This is a genomic window from Rothia sp. HMSC062H08 (assembly GCF_001810775.1).
GTDB lineage: Bacteria > Actinomycetota > Actinomycetes > Actinomycetales > Micrococcaceae > Rothia.
The window spans coordinates 27,627-43,560 of the sequence record NZ_KV802668.1; the positions used below are offsets into that span (position 1 = coordinate 27,627).

The following is a 15,934-nucleotide window of genomic DNA, read 5'->3' on the forward strand; positions in this document are numbered from 1 at the left end:
GTCGTGGTGCAGAGCAACGAAACCGAAAATAGGTACGACAGAGGGCAGAGCCCGCATCCGATGCACGCTCCGCCCTCTGACAAGTCTCAATCACCGCCGGGTGACATCGCTAGAAGAGCCGCGCCTCCCGCACCTCTTCCGGCTCCTCCAGATTGAGAAGGAACTGCTTACGTTCAACCCCGCCAGCGTAGCCAGTCAAACTACCATCAGCACCAATAACGCGGTGACACGGAATCATAATAGAAACCTTATTGCGGCCGACCGCCTGACCCACCGCCTGCGCCGGAGCACCGGGACCAACCGCACGCGAAATCTCACCGTAAGTGGTGGTGTACCCGGCAGGAACAGTCTTCAGATGCTCCCATACAATCAGCTGAAAATCGGTGCCCTCAGGATCTAGGGGCAACGTAAAAGAAGTGCGCTTGCGCTCAAAGTACTCGGAGAGCTCTGCCTCAGCACGCGACAGCAGCCGCGCCGCAGCATACTCACCGGTTGGCTCTTCCTCTTCCGCCGTGTTGTGCTCCCGTAGGTAGGTGACGGGATTCTCGATTAGTTCACCGAGCTCATGGGGGAGCGGAAAATGCGCCTGATCCTCGTACCAGATGCCCACAATCGCATCCGCACGGGCGGCAAGGTAGAGCACGCCGACGGGGCTCGAATAGCGAGTGTACCAGCGCGCGAGCGCTTCCGGCGGCTGCGGCGAATCGGTCGCTTTGGTCATGCTCTTCCTCGTTGGCTCGTAGGCGTGTATTGCAGATGGTATTAGAGGTAAATATCCCTTTCAACCATCATAGGGGAGGGGCACCTCCGTACCGTACCCGTAGCGGGTTTTGTCTATAACTGACCGCTATATATGAGATGTATGCACCGCCGTTGAAACATCTCAGGATGCCCGGTCAATTTTGTCTGAGCCCCAAGAGCTGGCATTCTGTGAAGTACACACCGATACACCGCAATTCAATACTCCGGCTTCTCCACCCCGCACCGGGTGGGGGATGACCTGTGTTTCTCGTACCCCAACGTTGGGTTCAACGACGACTGAAATTGCAAGGAGAAACATGGAAGACCTGAAAGACCTCCGCCGGGAACTCAAGGAAAACCCGGAGAGTCGAGAGCTCAATAACCGTTACGCGCAGGCGTGCCTCAACATCGCGAAAGAATACACCGTTATGTCCCAGGGGCATATCTTTATTTGCTCGCCCTCAGATTTTGAAGCCGTACAGTACGTCATGGCCAAAATCCCTGACGCTTCGCTTCTAGACGGCGAAACTCTGGAGGAATACAAACGCCTGGACAGAGCCGTTACCCAAGCTCGTATAAATAGAGGTAGGCCCGGTAGCATGATGGGCATTTACTATGCCCTCATCCTTTTTATAGTGATGCCCATAATGGCGGTACCAATCATTGCGCTGTGGGAACTCAGCGCGGGGAGCACCTCAGACCACACCCGCGACCCGAGAGCCCTTATTTACCTGATTCCTGTCGCTCTCATTACCGCTGCGCTCATCTGGGTTGGGTGGCTTGTTGAACGAATCCCCGGCTGGAAATATAATGCTCTTATCGTTCAAGAGAACAAGAAGATAGAACTAGCCAGAGCCGAAGCTGAATCGCGTCAAAGCGCTGAATCGAACCGTTCAGACATGGTTGCAGGACCGGACTCTGAACCGCAATCTTAAAGTAAATGTGCCGCCTCACCGGTATCAGTGAGGCGGCACATTTATGCTGTCTAAGGCTAGAGAAGCTCGCTACTTAGCGGCTGCCCTGTCAGAATTACGCTCCGTCAGAATTACGCGCGGTCAGCGTTGCCCTCCGTGTGGTGCAGATGCGGCAGGTGAGTCGAGTGCAGGTCGTGACCGAGCACATCGTGCGCGTCCGGGTCCTCGTTCGGGAGCACATGCGAGTACTTGGAGTAGTAGCGGTACAGTGCGTAGGCACCAATCACAGTCAGCACGATAGCAACGCCCAGCGCCCACGGCACAGCGGCGGCAGAATACATGACGGAGAAGAGCACCAACAGCCAGGAGAGAGCAGCTGCAAGAACCGAAACGTTCATGGCAATAATTGCAAGCTTGCGGCGACGGACATCAACCATAATCGGTGCGGGAAACCCGCTCCCTCCTTTCAACGGAGCCTTTCTCCGTTCTCATGAGCACCGGAAGGTGCCAGATGCATAACCAGCCGCCATCTTCGGCGGCCAGAATAGGACCAATAAGCCTATATATCTATGATACGGCGCTTGAAATGGACATCAAAGGTACACAAACGCTGTTAGACCAACCCCACACAACATGTAAACGGGTATCTCAACAAGGGGCATAAAACCAGTGATTTTTACAGCGAGAACTGCAACACGAAAAGCGAACCCCACTCATCGTTAATGCAGAGAACCCAGTAACAAGAGATAAAAGTCCGTCCGCCGCAGTACGTGAAGCACCGTGGCGGACGGGAACGTAAATAAAGTATCAGCGCGAACCGTCAATTCCTGTCAGGACAGCGCATGAATATGTCGCGTACGCGTCCTGTGCGGTACTGACACCTCACGAACAACACCGCGCCAGGTGACCGGCGGAAGATACCGAATTTACAAAAACCAACGGTACCCCAGCACTAATTTTTGTAGAAATCACGCCGCAATAAACGTTGAATTGAGCGTCATAAAACAGCGGAAAGCCCCGGCTACCTCAACCCCATAGCGGGGGAGAAGCAACCGGGGCTTCGCTAGTACGCGGGCCGTGCCGTCAGGCAACGGGTGCTGCGATTAGGCGGTCGGAACGTCCTCGTCAACCCACTCGAGGGTGCGGGAGACAGCCTTCTTCCACAGGCGGTACTGGCGGTCAACCTCTGCGGGCTCCATGGAGGGCAGCCAGCGCTTGTCCTCAGCCCAGTTGTCCACAACGTCCTGCTTGCCGCTCCAGAAACCAACAGCGATACCTGCAGCGTATGCTGCGCCCAGAGCGGTGGTCTCAACAACCTTCGGGCGGATCACGGGAACGCCGAGGATGTCAGCCTGGAACTGCATGAGGAACTCGTTAGCGGTCATGCCGCCGTCCACGCGCAGTTCGGAGAGCTCAACACCGGAGTCAGCGTTCATTGCGTCGAGAACCTCGCGGGTCTGGAATGCAGTTGCTTCCAGTGCCGCACGCACAATGTGTGCGCGGTTCACGTAGCGGGTCAGACCAACGATGACGCCGCGAGCGTCGGAACGCCAGTGAGGTGCGAACAGGCCGGAGAACGCGGGAACAACGTAGCAGCCACCGGAGTCCTTGACGGAGGTAGCCAGTTCCTCAGACTCTGCAGCGTGCTCAATCATGCGCAGGTTGTCGCGCAGCCACTGGATCAGGGAGCCGCTCATTGCGACCGAGCCTTCCAGAGCGTAGACGGGTGCTGCGTCGCCAATCTTGTATGCGACGGTGGTCAGCAGACCGTTGTTGGAGAAGACGGGCTCGTTGCCGGTGTTCATGAGCATGAAGTTACCGGTACCGTAGGTGTTCTTCGCCATGCCCTTCTCGAAGCAAGCCTGACCGAAGGTTGCGGCCTGCTGGTCGCCCAGGATGCCCGCGATGGGGGTGCCTGCGAGCAGACCGGTTGCGCGGCCGAAGCCGTACACCTCGGAGGAGGACTTGATTTCGGGCAGCATGCTCATGGGGATGCCCATGTCTGCAGCGATCTGCGGATCCCATTCGAGGGTGCGGATGTTCATCAGCAGGGTACGGGATGCGTTGGTTACGTCGGTGACGTGAACACCGCCGTCAACACCACCGGTCAGGTTCCAGACCAGCCAGGTGTCGGTGTTGCCGAAGAGCAGGTCGCCGCGTTCTGCGCGCTCGCGTGCGCCTTCAACGTTGTCCAGGATCCACTTGATCTTGGGGCCGGAGAAGTAGGTAGAGAGGTTCAGGCCGACGATGTCGTGGTACTTGCCAACGCCCTCTTCGCCTGCGAGCTCTTCAACGATTTCCTGGGTGCGGGTGTCCTGCCAGACGATTGCGTTGTAGACGGGCTCACCGGTGTTCTTGTCCCACACGACGGTGGTTTCACGCTGGTTGGTGATGCCGACTGCAGCGATTTCGTGGTGGTTGACTTCGCCGTTTGCCATAGCCATTGCTACGACCTTACGGACGTTCTGCCAAATTTCGGTTGCGTTGTGCTCGACCCAGCCGGCCTTGGGGAAGATCTGCTCGTGCTCGAGCTGGCCTTGAGCCACGTTCTCGCCCGCCTTGTTGAACAGGATCGCGCGGGAGCTGGTGGTGCCCTGGTCGATGGAGAGGATGTACTTGCGCTCGACGTTGAGGGTTGCGGAGTGCAGAGAAGTCGTCATTGATTTTTCCTTAGAACAAAAGAACGGGGGGGTATTAGAGAGGTTTAGAGGGGCAGAACTGCCGGAACGATCAGGCCTGCGAGGATAGCGCCGATGATTGGGCCAACAACCGGAACCCATGCGTAAGACCAGTTGGAACCGGTCTTACCGGGGATGGGCAGGAAGGTGTAGGCGATACGGGGGCCGAGGTCACGTGCGGGGTTGATAGCGGAACCGGTTGCGCCACCGAGGCTCATACTGATGGATACAACGACCAGGGCAACAGCCAAGGGGCCAGTCTGGGCGGGGGTCTTACCGGATGCGATGATCCAGCCAATCAGGACGAAGGTGCCGATAATCTCGGTGAGCAAGTTCCAGCCGTAGGACTTGATGGCGGGGCCGGTTGCGAAGATGCCGAGGCGGTCGCCCGGGTCCTCATCGAAGTGCTTCTTGTAGGTGAGGTACGCTCCGGTTGCGCCGGCCATTGCGCCGAGCATCTGAGCGATGATGTACAGGGCGATGTTGCCTGCGGTTGCGGGAACACCGGTTGCCAGGTCGCGGCCTGCGGTTGCCAGGCCGACGGTCACTGCGGGGTTCAGGTGTGCACCGGAATGGAAGGAGAGGTACACGGCGGTGAACACTGCCAGACCCCATCCGAAGGTGATAACACCCCAGCCTGCGTCCTTAGCGTAGGACTTCTTGAGGGTCACTGCGGCGCATACGCCGGCACCGAGCAGAATCAGGATGAAGGTGCCGAAGAACTCGGAAGCGAAGATTCCGAGGGTGGTGGGGGCGCCGGATGCATCCACGAGAGCGGAAGAGCCGGCTGCAAGTACAGTTCCTGCGGAAGCAAGAAGAGACATTGTTGCTCCTTGAAGACGAAGCGTCTGGAAGGCAAGCGAACCTTTGCTTGCATGTTCCCGTGCATCCTCACCGCACGGGCGGATCGGGGCACAACGCTGTGCTGAAATGTGTAGCGGTTGCTACGAAAATGTTGGTTGAACGTCTGAGTGGGAAGCAGATTGCACTGTGGGTTAGCTCCGTATTTAGCGCTCTGCTTCTTATGCAGGGGTTTATCGTAAACGGTTATTTAACCGTCCGTCCACCCCTCACCGAAAAATATTGAGTTAGCCCATAACGGTGAGGGGTGAACGGTCGGTTCGTACCAAATAATCGGTTACGAAAGGTGCGTGGAATCTCTAAAGATTAGAGCTTCACACGAGGTGCCACGGGGGTGACAGCCTCAATCTTTGCCGATGCCTCAGCGTCGGTGGAGGTGGACTCCGCCTCGCGGATAGCCTGCACGCGTGCGGCGTAGAGGTCGAGTTCTTCCTTAACCTTCTTGTCGTCCCAGCCGAGCTCGGCACGCATGATGTCGAGAATCTCGTCTGCTGCTGCCAGGCCGCGGTCGCGCTGCTCGAGGTCGAGGCGTACGCGGCGGACCAGAACGTCCTCCAGGTGCAGGGCACCCTCGTAGCGGACAGCGAAGACGACGTCTGCACGCAGGAACTGGGGTGCCTTAGCCAGGGGAGCACCGAGGGAGGGGTCAGCGTCGATGAGAGCGCCGAGGTCCTCAATCTGCGCGCCGTAACGCTCGAGCAGGTGGGTGATACGGTCCTCATCCCAGCCGTAACGCTCTGCGTAGCGTGCACGGTTAGCAGCGATTGCGTGGTAGCCGTCTGCGCCGACCAGGCCGATGGTTGCGGTCACGGAGGGGTTCTGCTTAGCCTGCTCGCCCAGTGCGAAGTCGACAGCGTCGGCAGCCATGACACGGTAGGTGGTGAGCTTGCCGCCTGCGATAGCGCTCATGCCGGGTGCAACCTCGGTCACGGTGTGCTCGCGGGAAACCTTGGTGGATGCTGCGCCGTCCTTGACCTTGGGCTGCAGCAACGGGCGCAGACCGGTGTAGGTGCCGATGATGTCCTCGCGGGTCAGCGGGTTAGCGATCAGCTTGTTCGCCTGCATCAGGACGTAGTCGATGTCCTTGCTGGTTGCGACGGGGCGCTCGCGGTCCTCGGTGTAGGGGGTGTCGGTGGTGCCGATGATCCAGTAACGCTGCCAGGGGATGATGAAGAGAACAGACTTCTCGGTCTTGGTGAAGATACCGCTGGTTGCGTTGATGCGGTCGCGGGGAACCACGATGTGGATACCCTTGGATGCCAGAACCTCCAGGCCTGCATCGGGGTTAGCCAGGGACTCGGACTCTTCGGTCCACACGCCGGTTGCGTTGATGACGTGCTTTGCGCGTACGTTCAGGCGCTCACCGGTCTCCAGGTCTGCCAGCTCTGCGCCGATGACGCGGCCGGATGCGTCCTTGGTGAAGCCGACAACCTGGGTGCGGGATGCAGCCAGTGCGCCGTAGCCTGCAGCGGTGCGGACGACGTCGATGACGAGGCGTGCGTCGTCAACGCGTGCGTCGTAGAACTGGATTGCGCCGCTGAATGCGGAGTCCTTGATGTCGGGGAAGACGGTCTTGGTGCCGGTCTTGGTGAAGTGACGCTGGGAGGGGACGCCCTTGTTGCCGCGGGAACCGAGGAATGCGAGGGTGTCGTACATGCCGATGCCGATTGCGGAGTATGCGCGCTCGATGACGGGCATCTTCAGGGGCCACAGGAAGGGCTGTGCGTGCACCAGGTGGGGTGCGATCTTGTTCAGCAGCAGGCCGCGCTCGGTCAGTGCTTCGGTCACGAGCTTGAAGTCGAGGTTGTAGAGGTAGCGCAGGCCGCCGTGAACGAGCTTGGAGGACCATGCGCTGGTGCCTGCAGCCCAGTCGCCTGCTTCGACGATACCGGTGCGCAGACCGCGGGTTGCTGCGTCGAGGGCAATGCCTGCACCGGTGATGCCGCCGCCGACGACCAAGATGTCGAGTTCTTCGTTGACCATGCTCTTGAGCGCCTTGGCGCGGGACTCGGCGGTCAGCTGAGACTGCTGTGCAATGTGCTGGGAGCTCATGTAGTGCTCTTTCTTGTCGTGCCGCGTGCGCGGCGTGGGGTTTCATCTTGCAAATAGTAAAACCCAATGGTGAAATAATAACCAAGTAGTTTGAACGGATTTTCACTGGGGGTCTGGGGTCGATGAACGAACGCGCTAACCACACTTACGAGGCGGCACAGCTGTACTACATCCACAACATGACGATGGACGCTATCGCGGCTCGTCTGGGGGTTTCTCGAGCCACTGTGTCGCGTCTGCTTAAAAGTGCTCGTGAGAGCGGCATGGTGCAGATCCGTCTAGATGATTCCTTCCGTGCCCGCAGCGAGCTTGAGCGCCGCATCGGTGAGCGCTATAAGGTGCGCGTTACTCTCGTGAATGTCCGTTCGGACGCCACCCCCATCGCCCGCATGAGCCAGGTATCCCGTACTGCGGCGGCTCTACTTGATTCCCTGATTGATAATGGAACGAGCCTGGGTGTGGCGTGGGGTTCAACGATGACCGAGATTTCTCGTCATCTGCCGCGCCGCCCTCTGAAGGGCGTGACTGTGGTGCAGATGAATGGTGCCGGTAACGCGCACCATTCGGGCATTCCGTACCTGGGTTCCCTGCTGGGGCAGTTGGTGAATGCCTATGATGCGCAGACTATCCATTTTCCGGTTCCCGCGTTCTTTGACTATGCGGACACGAAGACCGCCATGTGGCGTGAGCGTAGCGTGCAGAAGAATCTGCATGCCCAGCAGAATGTTGACCTCGCTATTTTTGGCGTGGGTGCTTTTGGTGGACCTATTCCTTCTCACGTGTATTCGGGTGGCTATTTTGAGGTGCAGGAGCAGCGTCAGTTGCGTGAGCTGGGCGTTGTGGGGGATATGTGCACGATTCTTCTGCGTGAGGACGGCTCGTGGGCTGATCTTGAGTTGAATAAGCGTGCGTCCGGTCCGACTCCGAAGGAGCTTGCCCGCATTCCGCGCCGTATTTGCGTTGCGTCCGGTACTCACCGTGTGCGTGCTTTGCGCGGCGCGTTGCGTACGGGCGCAATTACTGACTTGGTTCTTGATGATGCCCTGGCAAAGGCGCTCATGGAGAAATAGCTAAAAATAATCGCCGCGGGTATGAGAGTCCGTGGTGATGGGGTAAAGGGGCGCCTTGAATCTGAAAGGTAGTGCTTGAGAGCTTTCCAGGTGAAGATCTCAAGCGTCGCCTGAACAATGTTTCAAGGTGTCCTTTAGTGTCGTCAAAAACTGCTTTCTGACCCTACAATGTGAAACGTTTGCGCATGTGAAAGCGCATATTTGTGCACTCCATTGAAGGTGTGCGCCACTCACCGTTAGAAAGAACCAACCATGACCCCCACCTATAACGCCCAGGCGAATCCGCACCTGGGCGCACCCGGCATTACCACCATGCACGGTGATGCCCAGTCTTCCGACGCTACTCCTCTTGCCGGCCCCGGCGCCGGTGACTGGAAGATTACCGGCACGAAGCTCGGCGGCGCCTGCCCGACGATTCTTGCCGGACGTGACGGCTTCATTCAGGTGCTCTGCACCCAGGTCTTCGCCCACGGCGAGTTCATCACCCCGAAGCTCTCTATCCTTGACCCGCATACCGGCCGCGAGCTCTCCCACTTGGACATCCCGAAGGGCGCGCTGCTCGGTGGTGTGTACGCCTACCTTGACGCGCAGGACCGTATGGTTCTGGTGGATGGCTCTCAGTGCCTGCTGCGCCTCTCCCACTCTGCTGACGGACGCAGCATCCGCGTTGATGAGCGTATTGACCTGAGCCGCATGCTCGCCCAGAGCGCCAATGACGCTGTGGTTGGCCTGGTACCCGACTGGTCCGGTCGCATTTGGGTTGCGACGAAGAACGGCTACATTGCGGTGATTGATTCTGCCCGCGGCACGATTCGCTCGATGCGCCTGAATAAGGCGTCGATTGCGGGTGAACGTATCGATAACTCGATTTCGGCGTGCCCGCAGGGCGTGAGTGTGGTTACTTCCCACGCTATTTATATGCTGAACGCTACCGCAACCGGTGCGCCCACCCTCAAGTGGTGGCATGCCTACGACCGCGGTAGCGCCCGCAAGCCGGGCAAGCTCGCGTGGGGTTCTGGCGCCTCCCCGACCTTCTTTGGCCCGAACGGCTCCGATTACGTGATGCTGACCGATAACTCTGATATTCAGGAGTCGGTCATTGTGTACCGCACCGATAACGGTGCGAAGGTCGGTAGCGCCGGCCTGTTTACTGCCGGTACCTCTGGCACTGAGAACTCCATGATCGGTGTGGGTAACACGATGGTGGGTGCAAGCACCTACGGCTACCCCTACCCGAAGTACCCGGAGGGTGCCGGCCCGTCGGTTCCTGCGAATGCGCTTTTTGCCCCCGGTATGGAGCGTTGGGATATTACCGACCGCGGTCTGCGTAAGATCTGGGACCGTAAGGACGTGTACTCTTCGGCTGTTCCTCGCTATTCCACCGCTGACGGCCTGATTTATACCTGTGAGCGTCGCCGCGGTCCGGCTGGTTTGGCGAATGGTGCCTACGCGTGGGCTGTCGCGCTGGACATGGAAACCGGTAAGACGATGCACGAGCAGCGCCTGCCTCAGCATGTGAGCCTGCTGCTTGGCGGTGGTGACACCCTGCAGATGGTGGGCACGATTGACCGTTACGGCACCTGGTGGCAAGGCACGATTAGCGGCGTGTACCGTATCGCGAAGGCCTAGGGGAGTAGAAAATGACTAAGAATAATCTGATGAACGCTTCTCGCCGTACCGCGTTGAAGGTTGCGGGCGCTTCGGCTGCCCTGGTAGCTGGCGGCGTGAGCGCTGCGGAGGCGGCAACTCGTTCGGGCGGTAAGCGCGCTCGCGTGACCCCGGTGACCCAGCGTCCTGGCGGACAGCGCGGCGGTGGACAGCACGGTGGCGCGGCGAGTTCTGCGCTGGTGCAGGTTCCGATGCGCTATAACGAGTCATGCATCCGCCTGGAGTTGAAGGTTGCTAACGGTGTGCAGGCTGTGTCTATGCAGAGCCAGCCTGCGCGTACTGTTGCTTTCCGGAATCTGCCGACTCGCCTGAGCATTATTAATGAAGGTAATTCGACGCTGCCGGTGGGTACTCGCCTGATGGTGCGTGCTCGCGCGCAGGATCCGAAGACTGGTTTGTTGTTGAATCCCGCGGTGACTCTTCGTGTCACCTCGGGGCAGGCGGTGCTGCCTTCGGGTAGCCTGGGTGCTTCAGCCCTGGTGGCTCCTGTGGATGCTCTGAATCTTGATGCGGTGCGCCGTAGCGAGCAGACCGGTCAAGCTGGTGCCGGCAGCGAGAACGTTCTGGAGTTGCGTACTGCTATTCCTCGCGGTCACCGCTTGGATGTTCAGCTGAATTATCAGGTGGCTTCGGATGTTGCCGGTTCTGCGTTGAAGCAGGTTCATGTGAGCGCTGTGCTGGATATGGCGGCAGCTGGTTTGTCATCTTCGTTCTACGAGGTGCAGAGCTCGGCTGTGGTTGCTTCGCTGAACTAGCAGTTGGGCTGACCCTGTGAAGGATAGGCACGGCGGGGGAATGGCTCCGTTGTGTGTTTTTATACCTTATATATAGGCGCCTGTTCAAAAAGGTATGTTGAAAGGTCGGAGTCGTTCCTGGGAACGGCCCCGACCTTTGCATTGTCTAGTCTGCCGGCATGGGTGGCAGCTGGTTTTTCTTATGCGGTTTCGGTCTTTTCATGCTCGCCGAATGCTACCTTGACCGCGTGGTGCAGTGCTTCACGCACCATGGCGATGGCGGGGTTGGCGGCGGACTCTCGGCGCACGGCGGTAAAGATTTTGCGGCAGGGCTTGCCGGGTAGCTCTACGATGCGTAGCCCCTCGGTGGTGGAGAGGGAGGAGAGGATGAAGCCGGGCACGATGGTGACGGCGAATCCTGCTTTGACGAGGTTGGAGTTCGTAATCATGTCATTGGCGCTGTAGCGGATGACCGGCTCGAATCCTGCGGTGCGGCACTGGTTGAGCGCCCAGCTGCGGGAGGTGTTCTGTTCCATTTCGAGAACCCAGGGCAGTGCGTGCGCCTCCTCGATTGAGGTGATGGTGGAGGTGCTGGGCACAATCAGGCTGAGCGGGTCTTCGGTGAGTAGTTCGGAGTGCAGTTCGGGGTATTCGGGGATGTGGTGGTGCGGGTAGGCTTCGGAGAGCACCATGTCGTATTCGCGGCTTCGAGTCAGGGAGGTTCCGGTTTCGGGGTCGATTTGCAGTACCTGCAGGGTGAGTGAGGGTGCGTGTTCGGTAAGGTAGCTGAGGGTTTCCGGTAGCAGTGCGAAGGCTGCGGACTGGAAGATGGCGAGGCGGACCATGCCTGCGGGTTCGCCGGTGAGGTTGGCGACGGAGGTTTGCATGCGGTCGAGTTCGCGCAGGATGCTGCGGGCGCTGTCGACGATGATGAGTCCGGCGCTGGTGAGCTGTACGCGCCTGCCGATGCGCTGCAAAAGCGGGGTGCCGGTTTCTTTTTCGAGGGTGGCAATCTGCTGGGAGACGGCGGAGGGGGTGAGGCTGAGTGCTTCGGCTGCGGCGATGACAGTGCCGCGTTCTTGGATTTCGAGGAGCATCTGCATACGTCGGATGTCGTAGATGGACATATTTTCCTCCCTGGCGCGCCCGGTTGTTCTGCAGATTGTGCCTCTGAGTTCTTCCGTGGTGCGTCTCTCATCGTGGACTCTTGTCTATGGTACCGCGTGGGCTTCCGGCTGGCTCTTTTTGAGACGCCTGAAGTGGGGTGCCGGCATGTTGGCTTGTGTAGCGAGTATTTTCGCGCTGAATGTGATGATTCTTAGAGCCGAAGATGCTTTTGGGACTGGTTTTGAAGTGTTCGATTGTTACGAAATCGGTTCGGTATTTGCTTTCTGAAAGTGCTAGCCTGAGAGAGATGGATAGCGATGTCGCTACAAACTTCACCTTGTCTCTTCGAACAGGAGGTTCGGAGGGGGCGCGGGGTGAAAACCTCACCGCACAATCATTTAGAAAAACTAAATGGATTTTGGAAAAAACATTCAGTTTTTCTAATGAGGTATTTATTACCCTTTTGTGGTGAAATAGAGACATCGCCAAACGTGGTGTGCACCGCACACAGTGAGATAGTTAGGAGTCAAGGATGACCCATCCTTTCGCATCTGAGCACTACCAGAAGATGGCTCTGGAAGCTCGTCAGCTTGTTCGTCAGTGGGTAAATGAGTCCCAGTCGATCAAGCCCACCTTCGCGGCTGAGCAGCTCGCCGGTGTTCTGAAGGACCCCAATGGTCTTCCCTTCACCGTCGGCTTTGTTGATGGCGTTATTCGCCCCGAAGACGACAACGTCTCCGGCCGCAACCTCTCCCGCATTTCCGGCCTGGCACCTTCCTTCCTGCCCTGGTACATGAAGTCCGCTGTTGGCTTCGGTGGCAAGCTGGCTGGCAAGGTCGCATGGCCCACCGTTCCCGTTGCACGCCGCGTGCTGCGCGAGATGGTTGGTCACCTGATCGTCGACGCTTCCGAGGAGAAGCTGGGCGACGCAATTGCAGAGCTGACCAAGACCGGTAACCGCCTGAACGTCAACCTGCTCGGTGAGGCAGTTCTGGGTGACAAGGAAGCAGAGCACCGCCTGGCTGAGACCAAGCGCCTGCTGGCACGTGACGACGTTGACTACGTCTCCATCAAGGTGTCCGCTGTTTCCGGCCCCCACCAGCACTGGGCATTCGACGAGGTCGTTGAGACCGCTGTTCGCCGCCTGACCCCGCTGTACGAGCTGGCTGCATCCAGCTCCCCCAAGAAGTTCATCAACCTGGACATGGAGGAGTACAAGGACCTGGACCTCACCATTGAGGTGTTCACCAAGATCCTGGACCAGCCCCACCTGAAGGACCTGGAAGCCGGTATCGTGCTCCAGGCATACCTGCCCGACACCCTGGCTGCAATGCAGCACCTGCAGGAGTGGTCCGCAAAGCGCGTTGCTGCTGGCGGCGCAGGCATCAAGGTCCGCCTGGTTAAGGGCGCAAACCTCTCCATGGAAATCGTCGAAGCTGTTATGCACGGCTGGCCGCTGACCACCTGGGACACCAAGCAGGCTGCTGACACCAACTACAAGCGCGTTCTGGACTACGCACTGCGCCCCGAGCACGTGAAGAACGTTCGCCTCGGTATTGCAGGCCACAACCTCTTCGACGTTGCTTTCGCACTGCTGCTGTCCGAGGACCGCGGCGTGAAGGACCGCGTCGAGTTCGAGATGCTGATTGGTATGGCTGAGCAGCAGGCAGAGATCATCCGCCGTCGCGTTGGCCACCTGCTGCTGTACGTGCCCGTCGTGAACCCCAAGGAATTCGACGTTGCTATCGCATACCTGATCCGTCGTCTCGAGGAGAACGCTTCCTCCGAGAACTTCATGTCCGGTATCTTCGACCTGGCAACCGACGAGTCCATCTTCAAGCGCGAAGAGGACCGCTTCATGCGTGCACTGAACTCCGTCACCGACGAGGTTCCCGCATCCAAGCGCACCCAGAACCGTCTGACCGAGAACGAGGACAACGTCTTCGTACCGGCAGGCCGCTTCGAGAACACCCCCGACACCGACCCCGCACTCTCCGGTAACCGCGAGTGGGGCCGCGCAATCCTCGAGCGTTCCAAGACCACCAAGCTGGGCATCGACACCCTCAAGGCTAACGAGCTGACCAGTGAGGCTGAGGCTGAGAAGCTGATCAAGGAAACCGAAGAGGCTGGCAAGGCATGGGGCAAGCTCTCCGGCCACGAGCGTGCAGAGATTCTGCGCAAGGTCGGTAAGGCTATCGCACTGCGCCGCGGTGACCTGCTGGAGGTTATGGCAGCTGAGGCTGGCAAGACCCTGGAGCAGGGCGACACCGAGGTCTCCGAGGCAATCGACTTCGCATACTACTACGCAATGCTGGCTGAGGACCTCGAGAAGATCGACGGCGCAAAGCCCAAGTCTGTTGACCTGACCCTGGTTGTTCCCCCGTGGAACTTCCCGACCGCTATCCCCGCTGGTGGTGTTCTGGCTGGTCTGGCTGCAGGTTCTGCTGTCATCTTCAAGCCCGCAACCATCACCGCTCGCACCGGTGCCCTGATCGCAGAGATCATGTGGGAAGCAGGCGTTCCCAAGGAAGTTCTGAAGCTCGTCAAGGTTGTTGACCGCGCTGCAGGCAAGCTGCTCATCTCGCACCCCGAGGTTGACCGCCTGATCCTGACCGGTGGTTACGAGACCGCTGAGCTCTTCCGCTCCTGGCGTGATGACCTGCCCCTGTTCGGTGAGACCTCGGGTAAGAACTCCATCATCGTCACCCCGAACGCTGACATCGACCTCGCCGTCAAGGACGTCGTTTACTCGGCATTCGGTCACGCAGGTCAGAAGTGCTCCGCTGGCTCCACCGTCATCCTGGTTGGCTCCGTGGCACAGTCCGAGCGTTTCCGCCGTCAGCTGCTTGACTCCGTCAGTTCCCTGCACGTGGCACACCCGCAGGACATTGAGTCCGAGATGGGCCCCGTTGTTCAGAAGCCGGAAGAGAAGCTGCTGCGCGGTCTGACCACCCTCGGCCCGGGCGAGCGCTGGCTCGTTCAGCCCAAGGAACTGGACGAGACCGGTCGCCTCTGGAGCCCCGGTGTTCGTGAAGGCGTCAAGCCCGGTTCTGAGTACCACATGACCGAGTACTTCGGTCCCATCCTGGGTATCATGACCGCTGACACCCTGGAAGAGGCAATCGAGCTGCAGAACGCACCCGATTACGGTCTGACCGCAGGTCTGCACTCGCTGGATGCTGATGAGCTCGAGCTGTGGCTCTCCAAGGTCCAGGCAGGTAACCTGTACGTCAACCGTGCAATTACCGGTGCAATCGTTCAGCGTCAGCCCTTCGGTGGTTGGAAGAAGTCCACCGTTGGCTCCGGTACCAAGGCTGGTGGCCCCAGCTACCTGATCGCTCTGTCCGATTGGGAGCCCGCACAGGCAACCGCAACCGCTGTCACCCAGTCCGTGACCGTCCGCGAGACCCTGGCTACCATCGAGAACTCCGAGCTGGGCAAGCGCGAGGACTTCGCATTCATCAAGCGCGGTGTCTCCTCTGACGCACACGCTTGGGACACCGAGTTCGGCTTCGGTCACGATCCCTCGAAGCTGGGCGTGGAGCGCAACATCCTGCGCTACGTACCCACCCAGGTTCTGGTTCGTGCAGACGAGTCCGCATCCGCAGCAGAGACCCTGCGCGTTGTGCTCGCCGGTCTGGCAGCTAACGCACCGGTTGCTCTGTCCGTCGGTAAGGACCTGCCGGTCGACGTCCGTGGCGTCCTCGAGAACAAGGGCATCAAGTACGAAGTCAAGTCGGACGCTCAGTTCCGCGAGTACCTGGCTTCGAACGCTAAGACCCCGGTTCGCGCACTGGCTGGTACCCCGCTGGAAGGCACCCGTATCCGCTACATCGGTAACGATGAGAAGTCCCTCTACACCGCACTGGGTGGTCGCCCGGACGTTGCAGTGTACTTCGCACCCGTCACCGAGGCTGGCCGTATCGAGATGCTGCCCTTCCTCCGCGAGCAGGCTGTTTCGATTACCGCACACCGTTTCGGTAACCCGAACCGCTTCTCCGAGCGCGTCATTTCTTCCCGCTAAGGCGCTGTGAGAGTTTAGCTCTCTAGCCTAAGGCTCAGGGCCCTGCACCATCATGGTGTGGGGCCCTGAGCCTTTTGGTGTGTCT

The 15,934-nt window shown here is 59.2% G+C and carries 11 protein-coding genes; 5 read left to right on the top strand and 6 right to left on the bottom strand.

Annotation, left to right across the window (positions count from 1 at the left end):
• Nucleotides 1–109: 109 nt before the first annotated feature.
• Entirely contained in the window at nt 110–721 is a 612-nt protein-coding gene (locus HMPREF2765_RS05285; protein ID WP_049353021.1) for a methylated-DNA--[protein]-cysteine S-methyltransferase, read from the bottom strand.
• 337 nt (nt 722–1,058) lie between these two features.
• Here HMPREF2765_RS05285 and HMPREF2765_RS05290 point away from each other — a divergent pair, with 337 nt between their 5' ends.
• Complete coding sequence (locus HMPREF2765_RS05290; protein WP_070604561.1) at nt 1,059–1,676, top strand: hypothetical protein; 618 nt, start codon at nt 1,059–1,061, stop codon at nt 1,674–1,676.
• Nucleotides 1,677–1,786: 110 nt separating this feature from the next.
• On the opposite strand, the gene HMPREF2765_RS05295 is transcribed toward HMPREF2765_RS05290, so the two are convergent.
• The 4 genes from HMPREF2765_RS05295 to HMPREF2765_RS05310 all read right to left on the bottom strand — a co-directional run bounded on the left by HMPREF2765_RS05295 (nt 1,787) and on the right by HMPREF2765_RS05310 (nt 7,246).
• Entirely contained in the window at nt 1,787–2,092 is a 306-nt protein-coding gene (locus tag HMPREF2765_RS05295; protein ID WP_246824924.1) for an N-acyl-D-glutamate deacylase, read from the bottom strand.
• Between the two features lie 666 nt (nt 2,093–2,758).
• The gene (gene glpK, locus HMPREF2765_RS05300; protein WP_070604565.1) at nt 2,759–4,315 is read right to left on the bottom strand and encodes a glycerol kinase GlpK; all 1,557 of its coding nucleotides are present in this window, start codon (nt 4,313–4,315) and stop codon (nt 2,759–2,761) included.
• Between the two features lie 44 nt (nt 4,316–4,359).
• Nucleotides 4,360–5,157 carry an MIP/aquaporin family protein gene (locus tag HMPREF2765_RS05305; RefSeq protein WP_049332597.1) on the bottom strand — a complete coding sequence of 266 codons (798 nt, stop codon included), beginning with the start codon at nt 5,155–5,157 and terminating at the stop codon, nt 4,360–4,362.
• 343 nt (nt 5,158–5,500) lie between these two features.
• Nucleotides 5,501–7,246, bottom strand: coding sequence for a glycerol-3-phosphate dehydrogenase/oxidase (locus HMPREF2765_RS05310; RefSeq protein ID WP_070604567.1), 1,746 nt, complete (start codon nt 7,244–7,246; stop codon nt 5,501–5,503).
• Nucleotides 7,247–7,368: 122 nt separating this feature from the next.
• Between HMPREF2765_RS05310 and HMPREF2765_RS05315 the strand changes: the two genes are divergently transcribed.
• From HMPREF2765_RS05315 to HMPREF2765_RS05325, 3 genes are all read left to right on the top strand, one after another.
• Nucleotides 7,369–8,316 (top strand): sugar-binding transcriptional regulator, encoded by a 948-nt coding sequence (locus HMPREF2765_RS05315; RefSeq protein WP_049359844.1) that lies wholly within the window; start codon nt 7,369–7,371, stop codon nt 8,314–8,316.
• 252 nt (nt 8,317–8,568) lie between these two features.
• Nucleotides 8,569–9,945 (top strand): hypothetical protein, encoded by a 1,377-nt coding sequence (locus HMPREF2765_RS05320; protein WP_005506593.1) that lies wholly within the window; start codon nt 8,569–8,571, stop codon nt 9,943–9,945.
• Between the two features lie 11 nt (nt 9,946–9,956).
• Nucleotides 9,957–10,739 (top strand): hypothetical protein, encoded by a 783-nt coding sequence (locus tag HMPREF2765_RS05325; protein WP_049354896.1) that lies wholly within the window; start codon nt 9,957–9,959, stop codon nt 10,737–10,739.
• A 179-nt stretch (nt 10,740–10,918) separates the two neighbouring features.
• Here the strand turns inward: HMPREF2765_RS05325 and HMPREF2765_RS05330 are convergent, their stop codons facing one another.
• Complete coding sequence (locus HMPREF2765_RS05330; RefSeq protein ID WP_070604569.1) at nt 10,919–11,845, bottom strand: LysR family transcriptional regulator; 927 nt, start codon at nt 11,843–11,845, stop codon at nt 10,919–10,921.
• A gap of 512 nt (nt 11,846–12,357) precedes the next feature.
• Between HMPREF2765_RS05330 and HMPREF2765_RS05340 the strand changes: the two genes are divergently transcribed.
• Nucleotides 12,358–15,849 carry a bifunctional proline dehydrogenase/L-glutamate gamma-semialdehyde dehydrogenase gene (locus tag HMPREF2765_RS05340; RefSeq protein ID WP_049326875.1) on the top strand — a complete coding sequence of 1,164 codons (3,492 nt, stop codon included), beginning with the start codon at nt 12,358–12,360 and terminating at the stop codon, nt 15,847–15,849.
• The last annotated feature ends 85 nt before the right edge of the window (nt 15,850–15,934 follow it).

Coding starts and splice junctions, on each gene's coding strand:
- HMPREF2765_RS05285 (WP_049353021.1), bottom strand. CDS start 721: ATGACCAAAGCGACCGATTCGCCGCAGCCGCCGGAAGCGCTCGCGCGC.
- HMPREF2765_RS05290 (WP_070604561.1), top strand. CDS start 1,059: ATGGAAGACCTGAAAGACCTCCGCCGGGAACTCAAGGAAAACCCGGAG.
- HMPREF2765_RS05295 (WP_246824924.1), bottom strand. CDS start 2,092: ATGGTTGATGTCCGTCGCCGCAAGCTTGCAATTATTGCCATGAACGTT.
- glpK (WP_070604565.1), bottom strand. CDS start 4,315: ATGACGACTTCTCTGCACTCCGCAACCCTCAACGTCGAGCGCAAGTAC.
- HMPREF2765_RS05305 (WP_049332597.1), bottom strand. CDS start 5,157: ATGTCTCTTCTTGCTTCCGCAGGAACTGTACTTGCAGCCGGCTCTTCC.
- HMPREF2765_RS05310 (WP_070604567.1), bottom strand. CDS start 7,246: ATGAGCTCCCAGCACATTGCACAGCAGTCTCAGCTGACCGCCGAGTCC.
- HMPREF2765_RS05315 (WP_049359844.1), top strand. CDS start 7,369: ATGAACGAACGCGCTAACCACACTTACGAGGCGGCACAGCTGTACTAC.
- HMPREF2765_RS05320 (WP_005506593.1), top strand. CDS start 8,569: ATGACCCCCACCTATAACGCCCAGGCGAATCCGCACCTGGGCGCACCC.
- HMPREF2765_RS05325 (WP_049354896.1), top strand. CDS start 9,957: ATGACTAAGAATAATCTGATGAACGCTTCTCGCCGTACCGCGTTGAAG.
- HMPREF2765_RS05330 (WP_070604569.1), bottom strand. CDS start 11,845: ATGTCCATCTACGACATCCGACGTATGCAGATGCTCCTCGAAATCCAA.
- HMPREF2765_RS05340 (WP_049326875.1), top strand. CDS start 12,358: ATGACCCATCCTTTCGCATCTGAGCACTACCAGAAGATGGCTCTGGAA.